General features: G+C 68.1%; 13 protein-coding genes. 4 read left to right on the forward strand and 9 right to left on the reverse strand.

Annotated features, from left to right (window positions below):
* Position 1: 1 nt before the first annotated feature.
* Positions 2-1,039, reverse strand: a complete 1,038-nt coding sequence (locus ABI385_RS06030) for a magnesium transporter CorA family protein (RefSeq protein ID WP_348102843.1) — start codon at positions 1,037-1,039, stop codon at positions 2-4.
* Between the two features lie 74 nt (positions 1,040-1,113).
* Between ABI385_RS06030 and paaN the strand changes: the two genes are divergently transcribed.
* Entirely contained in the window at positions 1,114-2,823 is a 1,710-nt protein-coding gene (gene paaN / locus ABI385_RS06035; RefSeq protein WP_348102844.1) for a phenylacetic acid degradation protein PaaN, read from the forward strand.
* Positions 2,824-2,851: 28 nt separating this feature from the next.
* Here paaN and ABI385_RS06040 read toward each other — a convergent pair whose 3' ends face one another.
* The 7 genes from ABI385_RS06040 to ABI385_RS06070 form a co-directional block, all read right to left on the reverse strand.
* Entirely contained in the window at positions 2,852-6,790 is a 3,939-nt protein-coding gene (locus ABI385_RS06040) for a GH1 family beta-glucosidase (protein WP_348102845.1), read from the reverse strand.
* Positions 6,787-7,626, reverse strand: coding sequence for a carbohydrate ABC transporter permease (locus tag ABI385_RS06045; protein WP_348102846.1), 840 nt, complete (start codon positions 7,624-7,626; stop codon positions 6,787-6,789). The genes ABI385_RS06040 and ABI385_RS06045 overlap by 4 nt, the downstream gene beginning before the upstream one ends.
* Positions 7,619-8,659 (reverse strand): sugar ABC transporter permease, encoded by a 1,041-nt coding sequence (locus tag ABI385_RS06050; protein WP_348102847.1) that lies wholly within the window; start codon positions 8,657-8,659, stop codon positions 7,619-7,621. Before ABI385_RS06050 ends, ABI385_RS06045 begins: the two co-directional genes overlap by 8 nt.
* A 97-nt stretch (positions 8,660-8,756) precedes the next feature.
* Positions 8,757-10,085, reverse strand: coding sequence for a sugar ABC transporter substrate-binding protein (locus ABI385_RS06055; protein WP_348102848.1), 1,329 nt, complete (start codon positions 10,083-10,085; stop codon positions 8,757-8,759).
* Between the two features lie 126 nt (positions 10,086-10,211).
* Complete coding sequence (locus ABI385_RS06060) at positions 10,212-11,987, reverse strand: glycoside hydrolase family 15 protein (protein ID WP_348102849.1); 1,776 nt, start codon at positions 11,985-11,987, stop codon at positions 10,212-10,214.
* The gene (locus tag ABI385_RS06065; RefSeq protein WP_348102850.1) at positions 11,984-12,340 is read right to left on the reverse strand and encodes a hypothetical protein; all 357 of its coding nucleotides are present in this window, start codon (positions 12,338-12,340) and stop codon (positions 11,984-11,986) included. The genes ABI385_RS06060 and ABI385_RS06065 overlap by 4 nt, the downstream gene beginning before the upstream one ends.
* Complete coding sequence (locus tag ABI385_RS06070; RefSeq protein WP_348102851.1) at positions 12,337-13,347, reverse strand: SDR family oxidoreductase; 1,011 nt, start codon at positions 13,345-13,347, stop codon at positions 12,337-12,339. Before ABI385_RS06070 ends, ABI385_RS06065 begins: the two co-directional genes overlap by 4 nt.
* Positions 13,348-13,430: 83 nt before the next feature.
* Between ABI385_RS06070 and ABI385_RS06075 the strand changes: the two genes are divergently transcribed.
* The 3 genes from ABI385_RS06075 to ABI385_RS06085 all read left to right on the forward strand — a co-directional run bounded on the left by ABI385_RS06075 (position 13,431) and on the right by ABI385_RS06085 (position 14,531).
* The gene (locus ABI385_RS06075) at positions 13,431-13,907 is read left to right on the forward strand and encodes a MarR family transcriptional regulator (RefSeq protein ID WP_348102852.1); all 477 of its coding nucleotides are present in this window, start codon (positions 13,431-13,433) and stop codon (positions 13,905-13,907) included.
* Positions 13,908-14,031: 124 nt separating this feature from the next.
* Positions 14,032-14,247 carry a hypothetical protein gene (locus tag ABI385_RS06080; RefSeq protein ID WP_348102853.1) on the forward strand — a complete coding sequence of 72 codons (216 nt, stop codon included), beginning with the start codon at positions 14,032-14,034 and terminating at the stop codon, positions 14,245-14,247.
* Positions 14,244-14,531, forward strand: coding sequence for a hypothetical protein (locus ABI385_RS06085; RefSeq protein ID WP_348102854.1), 288 nt, complete (start codon positions 14,244-14,246; stop codon positions 14,529-14,531). Before ABI385_RS06080 ends, ABI385_RS06085 begins: the two co-directional genes overlap by 4 nt.
* A gap of 28 nt (positions 14,532-14,559) precedes the next feature.
* Here ABI385_RS06085 and ABI385_RS06090 read toward each other — a convergent pair whose 3' ends face one another.
* Positions 14,560-15,657, reverse strand: a complete 1,098-nt coding sequence (locus ABI385_RS06090) for a LacI family DNA-binding transcriptional regulator (RefSeq protein ID WP_348102855.1) — start codon at positions 15,655-15,657, stop codon at positions 14,560-14,562.
* Positions 15,658-15,678: the final 21 nt, after the last annotated feature.

A 15,678-nucleotide genomic window follows, 5' to 3' on the forward strand; every position in this document is an offset into this window, starting at 1 on the left:
GTCAGAGCCACTCCTTGCGTTTGAAGACGAGGTAGAGCGTCGCGGCCAGGCCCACGATGACCCCCGTCGTAAGCCACACGCCCCAGGGTTGCTGGAAACCCGGATAAGGGACGTTCTGACCGAACCACCCCGTCACCGCAGTGGGCACGGCGATGATCGCCGCCCACCCCGTGAGCTTCTTCATCACCGTGTTGAGCCGGGCGTCCTGCAAGGACAGGGAAGTCTCGAAGATCGTCGAGATCATGTCCCGCAGCGACTCCGTCCATTCGGCGGCACGCAGCGCGTGGTCGTAGAGGTCCGACCAGTAGCCGTCAAGCTCGTTCCCGTCCTTGTGCATCTCGGTTCGGTGCCGCAACACCGTGTTGATCACCTCCCGCATGGGGAGCACCACCCGGCGTAGCTCGACGAGCTCCTTGCGGATCCGAAAGGTCCGCTGCTGGGTCTCTCGGGTGCTGGACTGCTCGGCGAACAGCCCGTCCTCGAGCGACTCGATCGCGTCGTCGAGCTCCTGGACCGTGTCGAAATGCCCGTCGACGATGGTGTCGAGCAAGCCGTGCAGGAGCGCGGCGCCGCCGAGCTTCAACAGGTCGGGGTTGTCCCGCCAGCGCGAGACGACCTCCTTCATGTCGAAGACGTCGTTGTCCCGGATCGTCACGATCCCGCGCTGCAGGACGAACGCCGAGATCTTGGTCAGACGCAGTCGCGAGGCGAGCAAGTCGGCTGCGTCCGGCAGGACGTCGGCCCCGCCTTCCTGGTTGGGGATGTCGAGATGAGTGGCGTAGACGCTGACGAACGTGTGGTGGGCATGAAGGGTCGCCTTCGCCCGGCTGACCGCCTCGATGGCGTCCTCGACGGCGAGCGGATCGAGACTCAGCTCGTCGGCGAGCTTCTGCAGGTCGCCGTGGTCCGGTTCGCACAGGTCGACCCAGACCAGCGAGCCGTCCTCCTCGAGGTGGTCGGAGATCTCCTCGAGCGGGAACCCTTCGTCCTTGATCTCGCCGTTGCGCCAGAGCACCGTGCGGACTCCCGTTGTGCTCATAGGTGAAGTCTGCACCTGGCACCTGGCCGATCCCTGCACCGGTGAGCCGTGGCGCCTCTGGTTACCATCGCGAGGTGACCACCACGGCAGCCGCGCCCGACCATCCCTTGCTCGGCAAGCACCGGGAGGTGCTCGACGAGGCCCGCGCTGCGCTCGCGGCACGCTCGTGGTTCTCGCGCTACCCCGAGTCCCCGTCCCCCCGCGTCTACGGCGAGAGCGCCGCGCCCGACGGGCTCGCCGCCTACACCGCCCATCTCGGCTCGACGTATGCCGCGTTGTCCGACCAGCCCTCCGACGGCACCCTCGTGGGCTCCGAGGTGTCCCCTTATGGACCCGAGCTGAGGGTGGCATACCCGCACCTCGACGTCGACGCGGCCCTTGCGGCGGCTCGAGCCGCGATCCCTGCCTGGCGCGACGCGGGGCCGCAGCTGCGAGCGGCCGTCTGCCTCGAGATCGTCGACGCGATCAACCGGCGCGGTTTCGAGATGGCCCACGCCGTCATGCACACCTCCGGGCAGCCGTTCGTCATGGCTTTCCAGGCCGGTGGGCCGCACGCGCAGGACCGAGCGGTCGAAGCCGTCGTGGCCGGCCTGGTCGAGCAGGAACGGGTGCCCAGCTCCGTGGTGTGGGAGAAGCCGGCGAGAGACGCACCGATCCGGATGGTCAAGGACTACCGCCTCGTCCCCCGGGGCGTCTCGCTCGTCATCGGTTGCAACACCTTCCCGACCTGGAACGCCTACCCGGGCATCTTTGCCTCACTCGTGACCGGCAACCCCGTGGTCGTCAAGCCGCACCCCCGAGCGGTTCTGCCGCTCGCCATCACCGTCGACGTAGCGCGGACTGTATTGCGGGACAACGGGTTCGACCCAGCCCTGGTGCAACTGGCACCTGAGGCCGACGGAGAAGGACTGGCGAAGACGCTCGCGGAGCGACCTGAGGTGGCGATCATCGACTACACCGGAGGGCCACGGTTCGGTGAGTGGCTGGAGCGCGAGGCCGCGTCTCGTGGGGCCTTGGTCTACACGGAGAAGGCCGGCGTCAACACCGTGGTCGTCGACTCCGTCGATGACCTGCGAGGAACCCTCGGCAACCTCGCGTTCTCCCTGACGCTCTACTCCGGCCAGATGTGCACGACGCCCCAGAACGTCTACGTCCCTGGAGACGGCGTCGAGACCGACGAGGGTCACCTGTCGTTTGGTGAGTTCGGGGAACGCCTCGCGGGTGCGATCCGGCGGTTGACCGACGACGATGCCGAGGCCGTCGAGCTGCTCGGCGCAACCGTGAACGAGCAGGTCCGCACCAACGCGGCCCAGCTCGGCGAGCTTGCTCTGCGCGGGGGCGGCGAGATCGTCCTCGAACCGCGAGAGGTGACCCACCCGGCATACCCGGACGCGGTCGTCCGCGCACCCGGGCTGCTGGCCCTCGACGCCAGCGCCGAGGAGGTCTACACGACCGAGTGTTTCGGACCGGTGACCTTCCTGATCCGGACCTCGTCGACACGGCAGTCGCTGAGTCGGTTCGTCGAGACGGTGCGGCAGCACGGCGCCATGACCGCCGCGGTCTACTCCACGTCGCAGGAGGTGCTCGCCGCGGCCCGCGACGCGGCCGCCGACGCCGGGGTGGCGTTGTCCGAGAACCTGACCGGCCCGGTCTTCGTCAACCAGACCGCAGCGTTCTCCGACTTCCACGGCACCGGTGCGAACCCGGCGGCCAACGCGGCGTACACCGACGCCGCGTTCGTCGCCAACAGGTTCCGCGTCGTGACGAGCCGGCGCCACGCCTGACCCGCGTCATGGGGACCGCGCCGGAGGCTCAGGAGTTCGCTCGGATCACCTCGGCGTAGTAGCGAGCCGAGTCCTTGACCGTGCGCACCTGGGTGTCGTAGTCGACGCGGATGACGCCGAAGCGGCGCTCGTAGCCCCAGGCCCATTCGAAGTTGTCGAGCAGCGACCAGAGCATGTAACCGCGCACGTCGGCGCCTGCGTCGATGGCGTCACGGACTGCATGCAGGTGACGCCGCAGATAGTCCAGCCGGTCGATATCGTGCACGGCGCCGTCCGGGCTGACCACGTCCGAGTACGCGGCGCCGTTCTCGGTGACCATCAGCGGGAGCCCGGGGTAGTCCTTCGCGGTCCGCACGAGCAGCTCCGTGAGACCGGCCGGGTCGACCAGCCAGCCCATCTGGGTGCGGTGGCCCGACTCGAGGACGAAGTCCACATCATCGGGGCCTGGCCACGGCGGCTGCGATGCAACCATGTGCCCGTCCTCACGGTTGCGCTCGGTGACCCCGTCCCACTTCCGAGCCACGCTCGTCGTGTAGTAGTTGATGCCCAGCAGGTCGAGCGGCTGGTGGATCGCCTCCAGGTCGCCGTCGCGAACGAAGCTCCAGTCCGTGACCGAGGCGGTGTCGGCCAGCAGGTCCTGTGGGTATGCGCCGTCGAGCTCCGGTCCGAGGAACGCCCTGTTCCCGAGCGCGTCGAGGCGGCGCACCACGTCGAGGTCCTCGGCGGAGTGGGGGTCGGCGGGCCGGATCACGTGCAGGTTGTGGGTGACCGAGCAGGAGGCACCCGGGATGGCCTGCCGGATCGCCTGGACGGCGAGCCCGTGGCCGAGGTTGAGGTGGTGGACAGCCGAGAGCGAGTCGGCCTGGCTCTCGCGCCCAGGTGCATGCACCCCCGAGCAGTAGCCCAGGTAGGCCGAGCACCACGGCTCGTTGAGTGTCGTCCACGAGTGCACCCGGTCGCCCAGCACCTCGGCGGCCTTGGATGCATAGCGGCCGAACGCCTCCGAGGTCGCCCGGGTGGTCCAGCCGCCGGCATCCTCGAGCTCCTGGGGCAGGTCCCAGTGATAGAGCGTCGCGATCGGGGCGACGCCCGCCTCCAGCAGCTCGTCGACGAGGCGTGAGTAGAAGTCGAGCCCCTTGACGTTGAACTCACCGCTACCGCCGGGTTGGATCCGCGGCCAGGCCAGCGAGAACCGGTATGCCTGCAGGCCGAGGTCCTTCATCAGCGCGACGTCCTCTGGCATCCGGTGGTAGTGGTCCGCGGCCAGGTCCCCCGTGTCGCCGTGCAGCACCTTGCCCGGCGTGTGCGAAAAGGTGTCCCAGATCGACGGTGTGCGGCCGTCCTCGTCGACCGCGCCCTCGATCTGGTAGCTCGCTGTCGCGGCGCCGAAGAGGAACCCCTCGGGGAAGCGGGGGATGCTGAGTTCGGTGTCGGTCATGTCGGAGTCTCCTGTGATCGGCGCAAGTGGGCGTGCGTGTGCGGTGTGGTCGACGAGCTGGTTGGTGGAACGCAGGACCGAGGGGTGCAGGAACCGGGTCGGGTCGACGACCGCCGAGCTCGCGACCCGGAACTCGTGGGTCTCACCGGCGAGCAGCGTCACCAGGCTGGTGTCGACCACCGCGATGGGATCGACCTTGTCGACCAGCAGGGTCACGTCCCGTTGCAGTGACCCTGCGGACACGCGGACGGCATAGCCCGTGTCGGTCGCGCGCGCCGAGAGACCCGTCCATACGTCGCTGAGGCGCAGGTCCCTCGGCTCGGCGAAGAACCACACCGTCCGCTCCTCGTCGGTCTGCGCGAGAAGGAGCTCGTCGGTCGTCGAGGCTTCCCAGGTGAGCGCGGCGGCGATGGGCACGGTTTCGGACTGTCGGGGCGGCACCGTGGTGGCGATAACGCTCACGGCCCGCTCCAGACCGTCGAATGTCCTGCGATGCAACCGAACTCGTGCGTTCCATGGCTGGTCGGTGTCGTTGCACAAGGCCAGCACCAGACCACGCTCACGCGGTTGGATGGTCAGCAGTCGTTCGGCGTAGGCCGCCTTGACCGCATGCCACAGCGGCTTGCGTCGACCCGCACCGTCGACCATCGCCCACGAGGTGACCGGCCAGCAGTCGTTGAGCTGCCAGACCACCATGCCGGTGTTGACGGGCTGCCACGAGCGCAGGTGCTCGATCCCGAAGCGGACGGCGTGTGCCTGCTGCAGCGACATCGCCCAGTGCCAGTCCTGCAGGTGCTCCGGGTCCGAGGGTGCGTCCAGGTGCGGCCCGATCCCTCGGGCGAGCTTGGCGTCGCCGTCCTCGGCCTTCTGGTGGCTGAGCATCCCAGGCGACCGCGGGCCGAGTGGCTCGTCGTGAACCGCGTCGGTCATGGTCGTCCACGTGGGGGGGCCCTGATAGCCGAACTCCGCGACGAAACGCGGGACCGACTGCCGGTATGCCGTGTAGTCCAGCCGGTTCCACACGTCCCACAGGTGGCTGGTCCCGTGCGCCGGGTCGTTGGGGTGGATCCGTTCGTCGAACGACCACGGGCTGCCGGGGGAGTAGGGCCGCGTCGGGTCGAGCTGAGCGATGATCCTGGGGAGGAGGTCGAGGTAGTAGCCGCGACCCCAGGTGAGGTCACCGAGCTTCTTGCGCCAGCCCCAGTCCTCGTAGCCCCAGAGGTTCTCGTTGTTGCCGTTCCAGAGCACCAGGCTCGGGTGTGGACTGAGCCGGTGCACCGCCTCGGTGACCTCGGCCATGACCTCGTCGCGCAGTGGTGGCTCCTCGGCGTACGCCGCGCAGGCGAACAGGGCGTCCTGCCAGACCATCAGGCCGAGCTCGTCGCAGAGGTCGTAGAAGTCGTCGCTCTCGTAGATCCCCCCGCCCCAGACCCGGACCAGGTTGACACCGGCGTCGACAGCGTCAGTGAGCCGTGCCGCATACCGGTCGCGGTCGACCTGGTGCGGGAAGCAGTCGTCGGGGATCCAGTTCACGCCCTTGACCAATGTCGTGGTTCCGTTGACCTGCAACAGGAACGGTGTTCCGTCCTCGTCGGGGGTCGTGTCTAGCCGAACAGTGCGGAACCCGATCCGGCGCTGCCAGGTGTCGAGCCTCTCACCCGTGTCGTCCGTGTCGTGGCCCACCAGCAGCTCGACGAGCAGGTCCGAGAGCGGCTGTGCGCCGTAGCCTCGCGGCCACCACAGCTCCACGTTGGGCACCTCGAGCACAATGACGTTGTCGCCGGCGGTCGCCGTCGCACTGGCCGCGCGACCGCCGCACTGCAGCCGCAACGTCATCGCCGGATCAGGCGCTTGTGGTCGAGCGGGACCGTCCGGGCTGACGACGACCTGCGCGTGCACCTCGATCCGGCCGGTGCCGTTCTCGACGGTGACGAGAGATCGGACGGGCCCGAGCCTCGCCGTGTGCCAGCGCTGCAGGCATACGGGTCGCCAGATTCCGGCCGTGACCAGGTCGGGCCCCCAGTCCCACCCGAAGTTGCAGGCCATCTTGCGGACGGCGTTGTAGGGGTGCACGTTGACGAAGGGTCGAGGGCCGAGCTCCGCGCTGGCCCTCTCGGCCGCGTCGAGCTGGGCGGCGAAGTCGACGACGAGGTCACGCTGGCCGCGCAGCAGGGCGCCGGTCACGTCGAACCGGTGCGTCCGGTGCATGTTCTGGACCGATCCCAGGAGCGTGTCGCCCAACCGCACCTGACCGACCGTGTCGAGGCCGGCGAACACGAGCTCGACGTGCTCGCCAGCCGCCGGCGGATCGACGTCGAGCGACGTGGTGTAGCGCCAGGACGTCCGTCCGACCCACGCAAGCGTAGTCTCGTTCTCGTCGAGGTAGGGGTCCGGGATCAGCTGCGCCGCAAGGAGATCGGTGTGCACCGTGCCCGGGACGGTCGCCGGGATGGTACGTCCGGCGATCGCCGCTGGTGTCGGCCCCTCACGAGCCTCGAGCTGCCACCTGGTGCCGAGGTCGTCGCTCACTTCACCGCCCCGGCGGTCACCCCGGCGACGAACTGGCGCTGGACGAGCAGGAACCCGATGACGACCGGGATGCTCACCACGAGGGACGCCGCCATGATCTGGTTCCAGTAGATGTTGGTTTGCGTGGAGTACTGCCGCAGACCGACGGCGAGGGTCCGGTTCTCGTCAGTGGTCATCACCGACGCGAACAGCACCTCGCCCCACGAGGTCATGAACGAGTAGATGGCCACAGCAATGACACCCGGGCGAGCTGCCGGGAGGACCACGCGCCACAACGCACCGAGCGGGCCGCACCCGTCGACCATGGCCGCCTCGTCGAGCTCGCGAGGGATGCTGTCGAAGTAGCCGACGAGCATCCAGACCGCGAACGGCAGCGAGAAGGTCAGGTAGGTGATGATGAGCCCCAGCCGGGTACCGACGAGCTGGATCCCCGTGGCCGTGTTGATGTTGACGAAGATGAGGAACAGCGGCAGCAGGAAGAGCACGCCGGGGAACATCTGCGTCGAGAGCACCGTGGTGGTGAAGACGGTCCGCCCCCGGAACCGGAACCGGGAGACCGCGAACGCCGCGACGATCGCGAGCACCACGCTGGCGATGGTGGCGCAGGACGAGACGATGAGGCTGTTGACGAAGTAGTGGGCGAGGGGGACCGTCGACCACATCTCGACGAACGGGTCGATCGTCAGATGGGTGGGCCACCAGGTGAAGTTGTTCTGCACATCGCTGAGTGGTTTCAGCGACGACGAGACCATCGCATAGAGCGGCACGATAGTGAACAGACCGAGAGCGACCAGGACGACGGCGCGGTATGCGCGGAAAGCTCCGGTGTCACGCACTGGGGGCCTCCTTCCGGACGGAGACGGCAGGTGTCGGCGTTCGGGGAGCGCTGTTCTTGGGCTCCGACTTCTCGCGGGTGGCGAGCAGGTAGATCGCCGTGACGACGAGGAGGAACAACAACATCAGGACCGACATGGCCGACCCGACGCCGAAGTTCCAGTTGAGGAACGAGGCGTTGTAGATGTGGAAGGCGATGAGGTCGCCCGCTGCGGGCTGCGAGTTGCCGAACAGGACGAAGGGGGTGTTGAAGTCGTTGAAGGTCCAGAGGAAGAGAACGAGGACCAGCACCATCGTGGTGGGCCGCAACGATGGCAGCGTGATGTGGCGCCACTGCTTGGTGTTGTTGGCACCGTCGACGGCGGCCGCCTCGTAGAGGTCGGTCGGGATGCTCTGCAGACCGGCCATCAGGGTGAGGAACGCGAAGGGCCACAGCCGCCAGATCGCGACGATCACGACGGAGGCGAACGCATTGTTGCCGATCAGCCAGAAGGGCCGGTCGGACAACAGGTGCAGGTTGTCGACTAGGACGTGGTTCACCAGGCCGGTGTCGCGCTGCAGCATGAAGTTCCAGGTGAGGATCCCCGCGTAGGCCGGGAGGGCATACGGGACGAGAAGCAGGGTGCGCGCCAGTCCCCTCCCGCGGAAGGGCTGCTGGAGGGCGACCGCGGCGGCCATCCCGAGGCCCCAGGAGAAGGCGACGGCCAGGGCGGAGAAGGCGAGGGTGACAAGGAAGGACTTCAGCAGCGCGGAACCGATGCTGGCGCTGAAGTCCACCGAGATGGCGTAGTTCTTCAGGCCGGCCCACGGCGCCTGCGACCAGTTCGCGATGTAGAACTTGGTCAGCTTGACAAAGCTCATCCAGATGCCCACGACCATGGGCACGATGTGGATCAGGATCTCCATGATGACGGCCGGAGCCAGCAGGAGATAGGGCAGCAGCCGGTGTCGACGGTCCGACGACCGCTTCCGGCGGGCCCGGGGTGTCCGGGTGACGGGTGGGACTGGCGTCGGGGTGACGGTCGGCGCTGACACGGGATACCTCTTCGCGTTTATGAGCGGTCCGGGGTGTTGGGGTGCAGGTGGCCCGGCAGACGTGCTGCCGGGCCACCCACAAGGACGGCCGGGAGGGTCAGCTGGAGGCGCTGACCTGGTCCTGCGCGGTCTGCAGCGCCGCCTTGACGTCATCGGCCGAGACGGTGCCACCGGTCGCGATCTTGGCGAACATGGTGTTCATGGCCTTGCCCACGGTGCTCTCGAACTGGTCCTCTGCGGGCACGAGCGGGAGCGGCTTGGACATGGTCTCGTAGATGTTCTGGAACGTCTTGGCCAGGTCTGCGTTCGTCGTGAACGCGGGGGTAGCGCCCTGGAGCACGGGCAGCGTCGAGAACGGCTTGCCGAGCGACGCCTGCGTGTCCTTGGAGGTCATGAAGCTCACGAACTTCAGCGCCGCGTCCTTGTTCTTGGTGTTCTTGAACACGGACAGGTTGATGCCGGCAGGGAACGTCGCGATCGCCTTGCCCCCGGCGGGCGACGGGAAGGGCACGACCCCGAAGTCGTCGTCCTTCATACCGTTGGAGGTGATCGAGTTGCCGGCGTTGTTCTGGTTGATGATCATCGCGACCTTCTTCGTCGCGAAGTCGTTGACCGCCTTGGTGCCGTTGTCGTACTGCGCGTTCGAGGTGTTGACGACCTTGTTCTTCTGCATCAGGTCCAGGTAGCGCAGCACGCCTTGAACGTTGGCGTCGCTGGTGAAGGTCGGTTTGCCACTGCTGTCGAACCAGTCACCGCCGTTCTGGGCGGCGTTGATGAAGGCGAAGTGGACGTTCTCGGTGTAGCTTCCCGCCGCGATCGACATGCCGTAGGTGCCCTTGGCGCCGTCGGTCAGCTTCTGCGCGTCGGTGATCATCTCCTCCCAGGTGGTGGGAGGCGTGAGCCCGGCGTCCTTGAACATCGCCTTGTTGTAGTACATCCCGTAGGCGAGCCCGTAAAGCGGAACCGACGTCGGGTCCTCGCCCTCCTTGCCGCCGGTCTTGAGGGCGGTGGGAACAAACTTGTCCTTGCCGCCGATGGCCTTGAACGCTGTGTCGTCGAACGGCATGAATGCGTTCGTCGCCTGGAGCGAGGCGGCCCAGGTGTTGCCGATGTTGAGCACATCGGGGCCGGAGCCGGACGTGATGGCGGTCTGGATGCGCGTCTGCAGGTCGTTCCAGCCGATGACCTCGAGGTTGACCTTGACACCAGTCTGCTGGGTGAACTTGGCCAGCTCGGGCGTCAGCACCTCTTTGTCGTTGTCCAGGCTGGTGCCCTGGTTGCTGGCCCAGTAGGTCAGTGTCGTGCCGGCACCGCCGCCGCCGGCGCTGCCGGATCCGGTGGCCGTGCCACTGTTGCTGCTGCAGGCTGCCGCGGTGAGCGCGACGGCAGGAATGGTCAGCGCCGCGAAGAGTGAACGCAGTCTCACGTGGGGACTCCCTTGTCCGGTGGGTTCTGGAGTGGTGAAGCCGAGGCTCCACCTAACCGGTTAAGGAGTCAACCTAACCGGTTAAGTCGTGACTCTTTCGTGACCATGCCGGTCCTTCGACCTCGTTCATCGGGCGCTGCCCCCTGGGGCGTCCCCCAACCGCTGGCTGCATTCCAGGAGCATGGCGTGGACGAAACCTTGGGGGAGGTTGCCGCGCAGCTGTCGCTGTCGCACGTCGAACTCCTCGGACAGCAGACCGGCCGGGCCGCAAGCAGCGCGTTGCCGTTCGAACCAGCGGAAGGCTTCGACATGGTTGCCGGCGGCAAGCTGCGCGAGACACATGATGAAGCCGCACATGAGGAAGGCGCCTTCGGCTTGTCCGAGCGGCTGGCCGCCGACCGCGTAGCGGTAGACGTAGCCGTCCTCTACGAGCTGCTCGGACACGGCGTCCAGGGTGGCCAGGCTTCGGGGGTCGTCTGGCGAGAGAGCGCCACGGACCGGGGGCAGGAGCAGGGAGGTGTCGACGCGTGGTCGGTCTGGGGCCTGTTGCCAGGCACCGCCCGGTCCGAGTGAGCGTTTCGAGGTCTCGGCCATGATCGCGTCGGCGAGCCCGAGGGCTCGGGTGGTGTCGACCGCGCCCGGTTGGTCGGCGATGGAGCGCAGCCCGGCGACGCAGGCGAGTCGGGACTGGGTCCACCACGCGTCATCGAGCTCCCAGACCCCGGCCTCGGGCTTCTTCCACCGCTTCTCGATGATGTCGACGACCGTGGTCAGGGCCCGGTGGTCCTCGCTGCTGAGGCGGTCGTGACGGGCGGAGGTGGAGTAGAGCTGCAGCATCTCGCCGCAGCTGTCGAGCTGGAACTGGCCGCGGACCCAGTTCCCCACCTTGACCTGCCCGCCCGGATAACCGGGGAGGTCGATGGTCTGCTCCTTGGGTGGCAGGGTGCCGTCCAGCCGGTATGCGGGTGCGATGGTGTCGCCGTGCTCGAGGAGGCGGGCGGTGGTGAAGGCGGTGGCCTCGTCGAGCAGCGGCAGTGGTTCGTGGACGCCGGCGGCGATGCCGGCGTAGGCCTGGTCGCGCAGCCACACATAGCGGTAGTCGTAGTTGCGAGCGGCCTCCGCGCGTTCGGGCAGCCCCAGGGTGGCGGCAGCGACCATCCCGCCGCCCGGTTGGGTCAGGCCCCGCAGCAGGGCGTACGCGTGTCGGCTGTCGCGGGGAGCGGCGGACTCCTCGAACGCGGGGACGTGCTCGCGCCAGTAGGAGGCGGTCGCGCTCCAGGCTCGCTCGGCGTCGACCGGCTCGGGCAGGGTGCGGTCGCTGATCTCGAGGATGAGGTCGTGATGCTCCCCGGCCGGGATCTCGAGTGTCAGCCGTAGCACCCCGTCTTTGCTGTGGGTCGCTTCGGCGGCTCCGGACCAGCGGCAGGTCAGGTTGCCTGCCGTCATGGTCCACCGGCCCTGGTCGTCCCGGCGCTGTTTGGTGGTTGCTACCCGGCCGAAGTCGGCGCCGAGCTGGAGGCTGACGTCGACCGTGGCTGGGCTGGGACCCCCCGGTTCGATCCGTCGCAGCAGGACCAGGCGGTGGGGGTCGGCGGGCTGAGCCAGGGCTTCCCGGCATTCGATGAGGCAAGAGGTGGTCATCCAGCGGCTGCGCCAGATCAGGCTTCCCGGCTCGTAGTAGCCACCCCAGACGAAGGTCTCGGTCGGGGTGACGGCATATACCCCGGTGCCCCCGAACAGGTGCGAGAACACGGCTGGCGAGTCCCACCTCGGGGCGCACAGGAACGATACGTCCCCGCGCGGGCCGAGCAAGGCCCCGCGATGACCATCGGCGAGAAATGCATACTCTCGCAGGGCTTGTGGCGGGTAGCCGACCACCCGCTCCGCTGTTACTGCGTTCATCGGGAGGCCCGCACGGCAAGCGTGGTGGCAGCGCTCGCGGCCGCGACCCCCGCGGTGAGCAGAGCGGGTCGGCGGCGACCGGGGTCGACCGCCGCCAGGGCGAGCATGGTCGCCGTGTGGATGACGTCCACGGCGACGAACACCCGCTGGAGACGATCGGGGGCGATCACCTGTGCGGCGCCTTGGACGAGGTGCCGCGCGCCGAGGGCGCGGATGGCCAGCTCGTCGACGGGGGCCGCCGATCCGCCGTCGACCGCCCGCCAGATGGCGTCTCCTCGCGTCAGCAGCAGCGCTCCCCACGTGGCAGCGAGCAGACCGGCGGCCCGGACGACCTGATCCCGGCGGTCGCTCACCTGCGTCGACCCAGCGCCCACGCCAGCGCTCCGACCGCGACCAGCCCCACGGTGGCGGCAGACAGCTGGGGGTAACGGTGCGCGACCCACTGCTGCGGACTGTAGGCGTGGGCGCGGTCGTCGAAGGCCCCCCGGGCCCCGAAGTCGCGTCCGCCCTCGCCGTCCGCCGGCTCCCAGAGGTTCGCGGGGTCGCCCTCGGTCTTGAGGTCTCCGGTCTGCTGCGAGGAGAAGCCGGTACGGCCCAGGTAGCGGTCGAGAAGTCCTGGTACGAGGGCGTTTGCGGCCAGGGTGCCAACGGTGCTCGCGCCGACCCAGTACTCGCGCCGCTTGGGATGGTCGGCGGCGAAGGCGAGGGCGCGGGCGGCCACCTCCGGCTGATAGATGGGTGGCACGGGCTGGGCGTGCTCGGGCAGCTTGGACAACACCCAGGAGAACTGCGGGGTGTTCAGCGCCGGCATCTGCACCATGGTGACGTGCACGTTGCTGCGCTCGTGAAGCAGCTCGCAGCGCAGCGCCTCGTGAAAACCCTGGATGGCGTGTTTGGCACCGCAGTAGGCGGTCTGGAGGGGGATCCCGCGGTAGGCCAGTGCCGACCCGCAGTGCACGATCGTGCCGCTGTCTCGGCTGCGCATCCGCGGCAGGACGGCCATCGTGGCGTACACGTAGCCGAGGTAGCTCACCTCGGTCGCCCGGCGGTACTCCTGCGGGGTGATGTCCTCGAAACGGGAGAACACCGACGTGAACGCCACGTTCACCCAGACGTCGATCGGACCCATCTCCGACTCGATCCGCTCCACCGCCGCAGCCACGGCGTCGGCGTCGGCGACGTCGACCGAGATGGTGAGCACCTGTCCAGCCCCCAGCTCACGGGCCTCCGCCTCTGCTCCCGCAAGACCCAGCTCACCTCGGGCCAACAGGGCCAGACGGTCCCCCCGGCGGGCGAACTCACGCACGGTCGCTCGTCCGATCCCCCCGCTGGCGCCCGTGATCGCGACGAGTCGAGCCATGACGTCACCATTCCTCTCGAAAGTGCAATTGTTGTGCTCAGCCAATCATTGCATATTCGACTGGATCGCGCGAGACTACCGAGGTGGCCGTACAACGTCCAGCACCCGGCATCTCCACGACGGACCTCGACGTGGTGATGCGGGCGGCCCGCGCCTTCTCCGCCGTCGTCGCGACCTCCCTCGCCCGGACCGATGACGTCGTCACCTGGCCCCAGCTGCGCGTCCTGGTCCTGGTCGCCACCCGTCCCGACGTGACGGCAACCGCCGTCGCTGACGCGCTGGACATCCATCTGTCGAGCGCGAGCAGGCTCTGTGACCGCTTGGTCAACGCTGGTCTGGTGGAGCGCCGCACCTCCACCAGTGATCGCCGCAATCTTCTTCTTTCCTTGACGGCGAAAGGTTCTGAGCTCATCGAGCAGATCATGCAGGACCGACGGCGCGCCTTCACCTCGATTCTCGAGCAGATGACCCCGTCGGACCGGATTGCCTTGCACCACTGCCTCGAGATCTTCGCGCAGGCGGCGGGGGAGCCGCCTGAGGACAGCCTCCTCTTCGGCTGAACCAGACTGGACGACCACGCGTAGGAACGTGCTGCCGGCTCTCTGGCGAAGGCGGTTTGCGTGCCGCTAATGGTTGCGGTATGACAAGTGTATGAGTGTTTCGTCGTCAGCCTGAGGAGCACGCGTGACCGCCACCGTGGATATTGCCATCACCCCGTCCCTGCACCGCGAGCTGCTTCGCGCGGTCCGCGGCGAGGTGCGTTTCGACCTCGGCAGCGGGGCGACCTACGCCGTCGACTCGTCCAACTACCGAGAGGTACCCGGCGCGGTCGTGGCTCCGCTGAGCATCGACGATGCGGTCGCGGTCCTCACCGCAGGCGTCACCGGTGATGCCACGTGAGCCCCGACCAGACGCCGTCCGGACAACACCGACGCGACATCGAGCTCCAGGGGATCATCGACGCGCTGGCCGCATCGGGCGAGGGACGACCGGTGGACGACATCATCAGTGACCTCAGAGAACGCTTGCACCAACAGGGCCTCCCCGCGATGCCCCAGACCTGGGTGCGCGCCGTCGCCACCCAGGCGGCCGTCGGCAACCCCTACGTCGTCTCTCGGCTTACTGCCGAAGACCTCCCCGTCCCCAAACCCGACAACCCCGACCAGCCGTACAGCATCACCTGACCGAGGTTCACGTCGATAGTGCTGACCGTCACGCTGGGTCCTGGCGAGCTGCCGGGGCCGGTGACGGAGCCGGACCGGTGGACTCCCGCACAAGCAAGGTCCCCACGGGTGACCAGCGCTGAAGGTGGGTGCTGCCGTCGATCACCTGGAACAGCAGGTCGGTGGCCAACCGGGCCTTCTCCATCAGCCCGTGATCCATGGCGGTGATCCGAGGCCGTGCCACCACGCACAGCACGGAGTCGTCCCAGGCGACGATCGAGACGTCCTCGGGCACCCGCAGCCCGACGTCGCCGGCGGTCCGTTGCGCCGCTGTCGCCATGATGTCGTTCCCCGCGATGACGGCGGTCGGCCGGTCGTGCCGGCCGCACCCCGTCAGCGCCTCCCTTGTGAGCGCCGCGCCCGAGTCGTACTCGTAGGTCCCCTCGAGGTGGAGGATGGTCATGTCGCGGCGCTGCCCCTCGCGCGTGAGCAGTTCGACGCGTACCCGCTCATGGATGTATGCCATCGGCCCGCTGATATGGGCTATTCGATTGTGCCCCAACGACTTGAGGTGGTCGAGGAGGACGGTGATGGTCTCGATCTCGGGTGTGACGAGCCGGGCTATGTCGTCCCTCTCACCTGGGTGCTGGCGCGAGGTGACGAGTACACCCGGGATCCCGAGAGAGCCGAGCAGCGAGATCCGCGGGTCGTCGTCAAGCTCGTCGTACAGCAGGAAGCCGTCCACGCGACGCTGCCTCGCCCAGCGCCGGTAGACGTGTAGGTCCTCCCCTCCTTCGCCCGTGAGCCGGAGCAGGAGGGCGGCGTCGGCCTCGTTGAGGTACTGCTCGACGCCGAACAGTGTCCGCATGTAGTAGCCCTCGGCGGTGATGACCGTCGGGTCGCGGGCGATGACCAGTCCGATCGTCCCGGACCGCGACGCGGACAGGGCGACGGCGGCCGAGCTGGCTTGGAACCCCAGCTCCTCGGCGAGGTCGAGCACCCGCCGCCGGGTCTGCGAGCTGACCCCGGGTCGTCCGTTCAGGGCATACGACACCGAGGCCTTGGAGATCTCCAGCCGTCGCGCGATGTCGCTGATCGTGACGCGCTCGGACCGCGGTCCCACCTCGGGCGCCCGATCGCTGCTCACGAGGGTGATCCTTCCATCCCG

The sequence above is a fragment of the Lapillicoccus sp. genome (assembly GCF_039935575.1).
In the GTDB taxonomy this organism is placed as follows: domain Bacteria; phylum Actinomycetota; class Actinomycetes; order Actinomycetales; family Dermatophilaceae; genus Lapillicoccus.

Excerpts from the sequence above, each read along its gene's own strand:
- ABI385_RS06030 (WP_348102843.1), bottom strand. The coding sequence starts at position 1,039 with ATGAGCACAACGGGAGTCCGCACGGTGCTCTGGCGCAACGGCGAGATC.
- ABI385_RS06060 (WP_348102849.1), bottom strand. The coding sequence starts at position 11,987 with ATGAACGCAGTAACAGCGGAGCGGGTGGTCGGCTACCCGCCACAAGCC.
- ABI385_RS06070 (WP_348102851.1), bottom strand. The coding sequence starts at position 13,347 with ATGGCTCGACTCGTCGCGATCACGGGCGCCAGCGGGGGGATCGGACGA.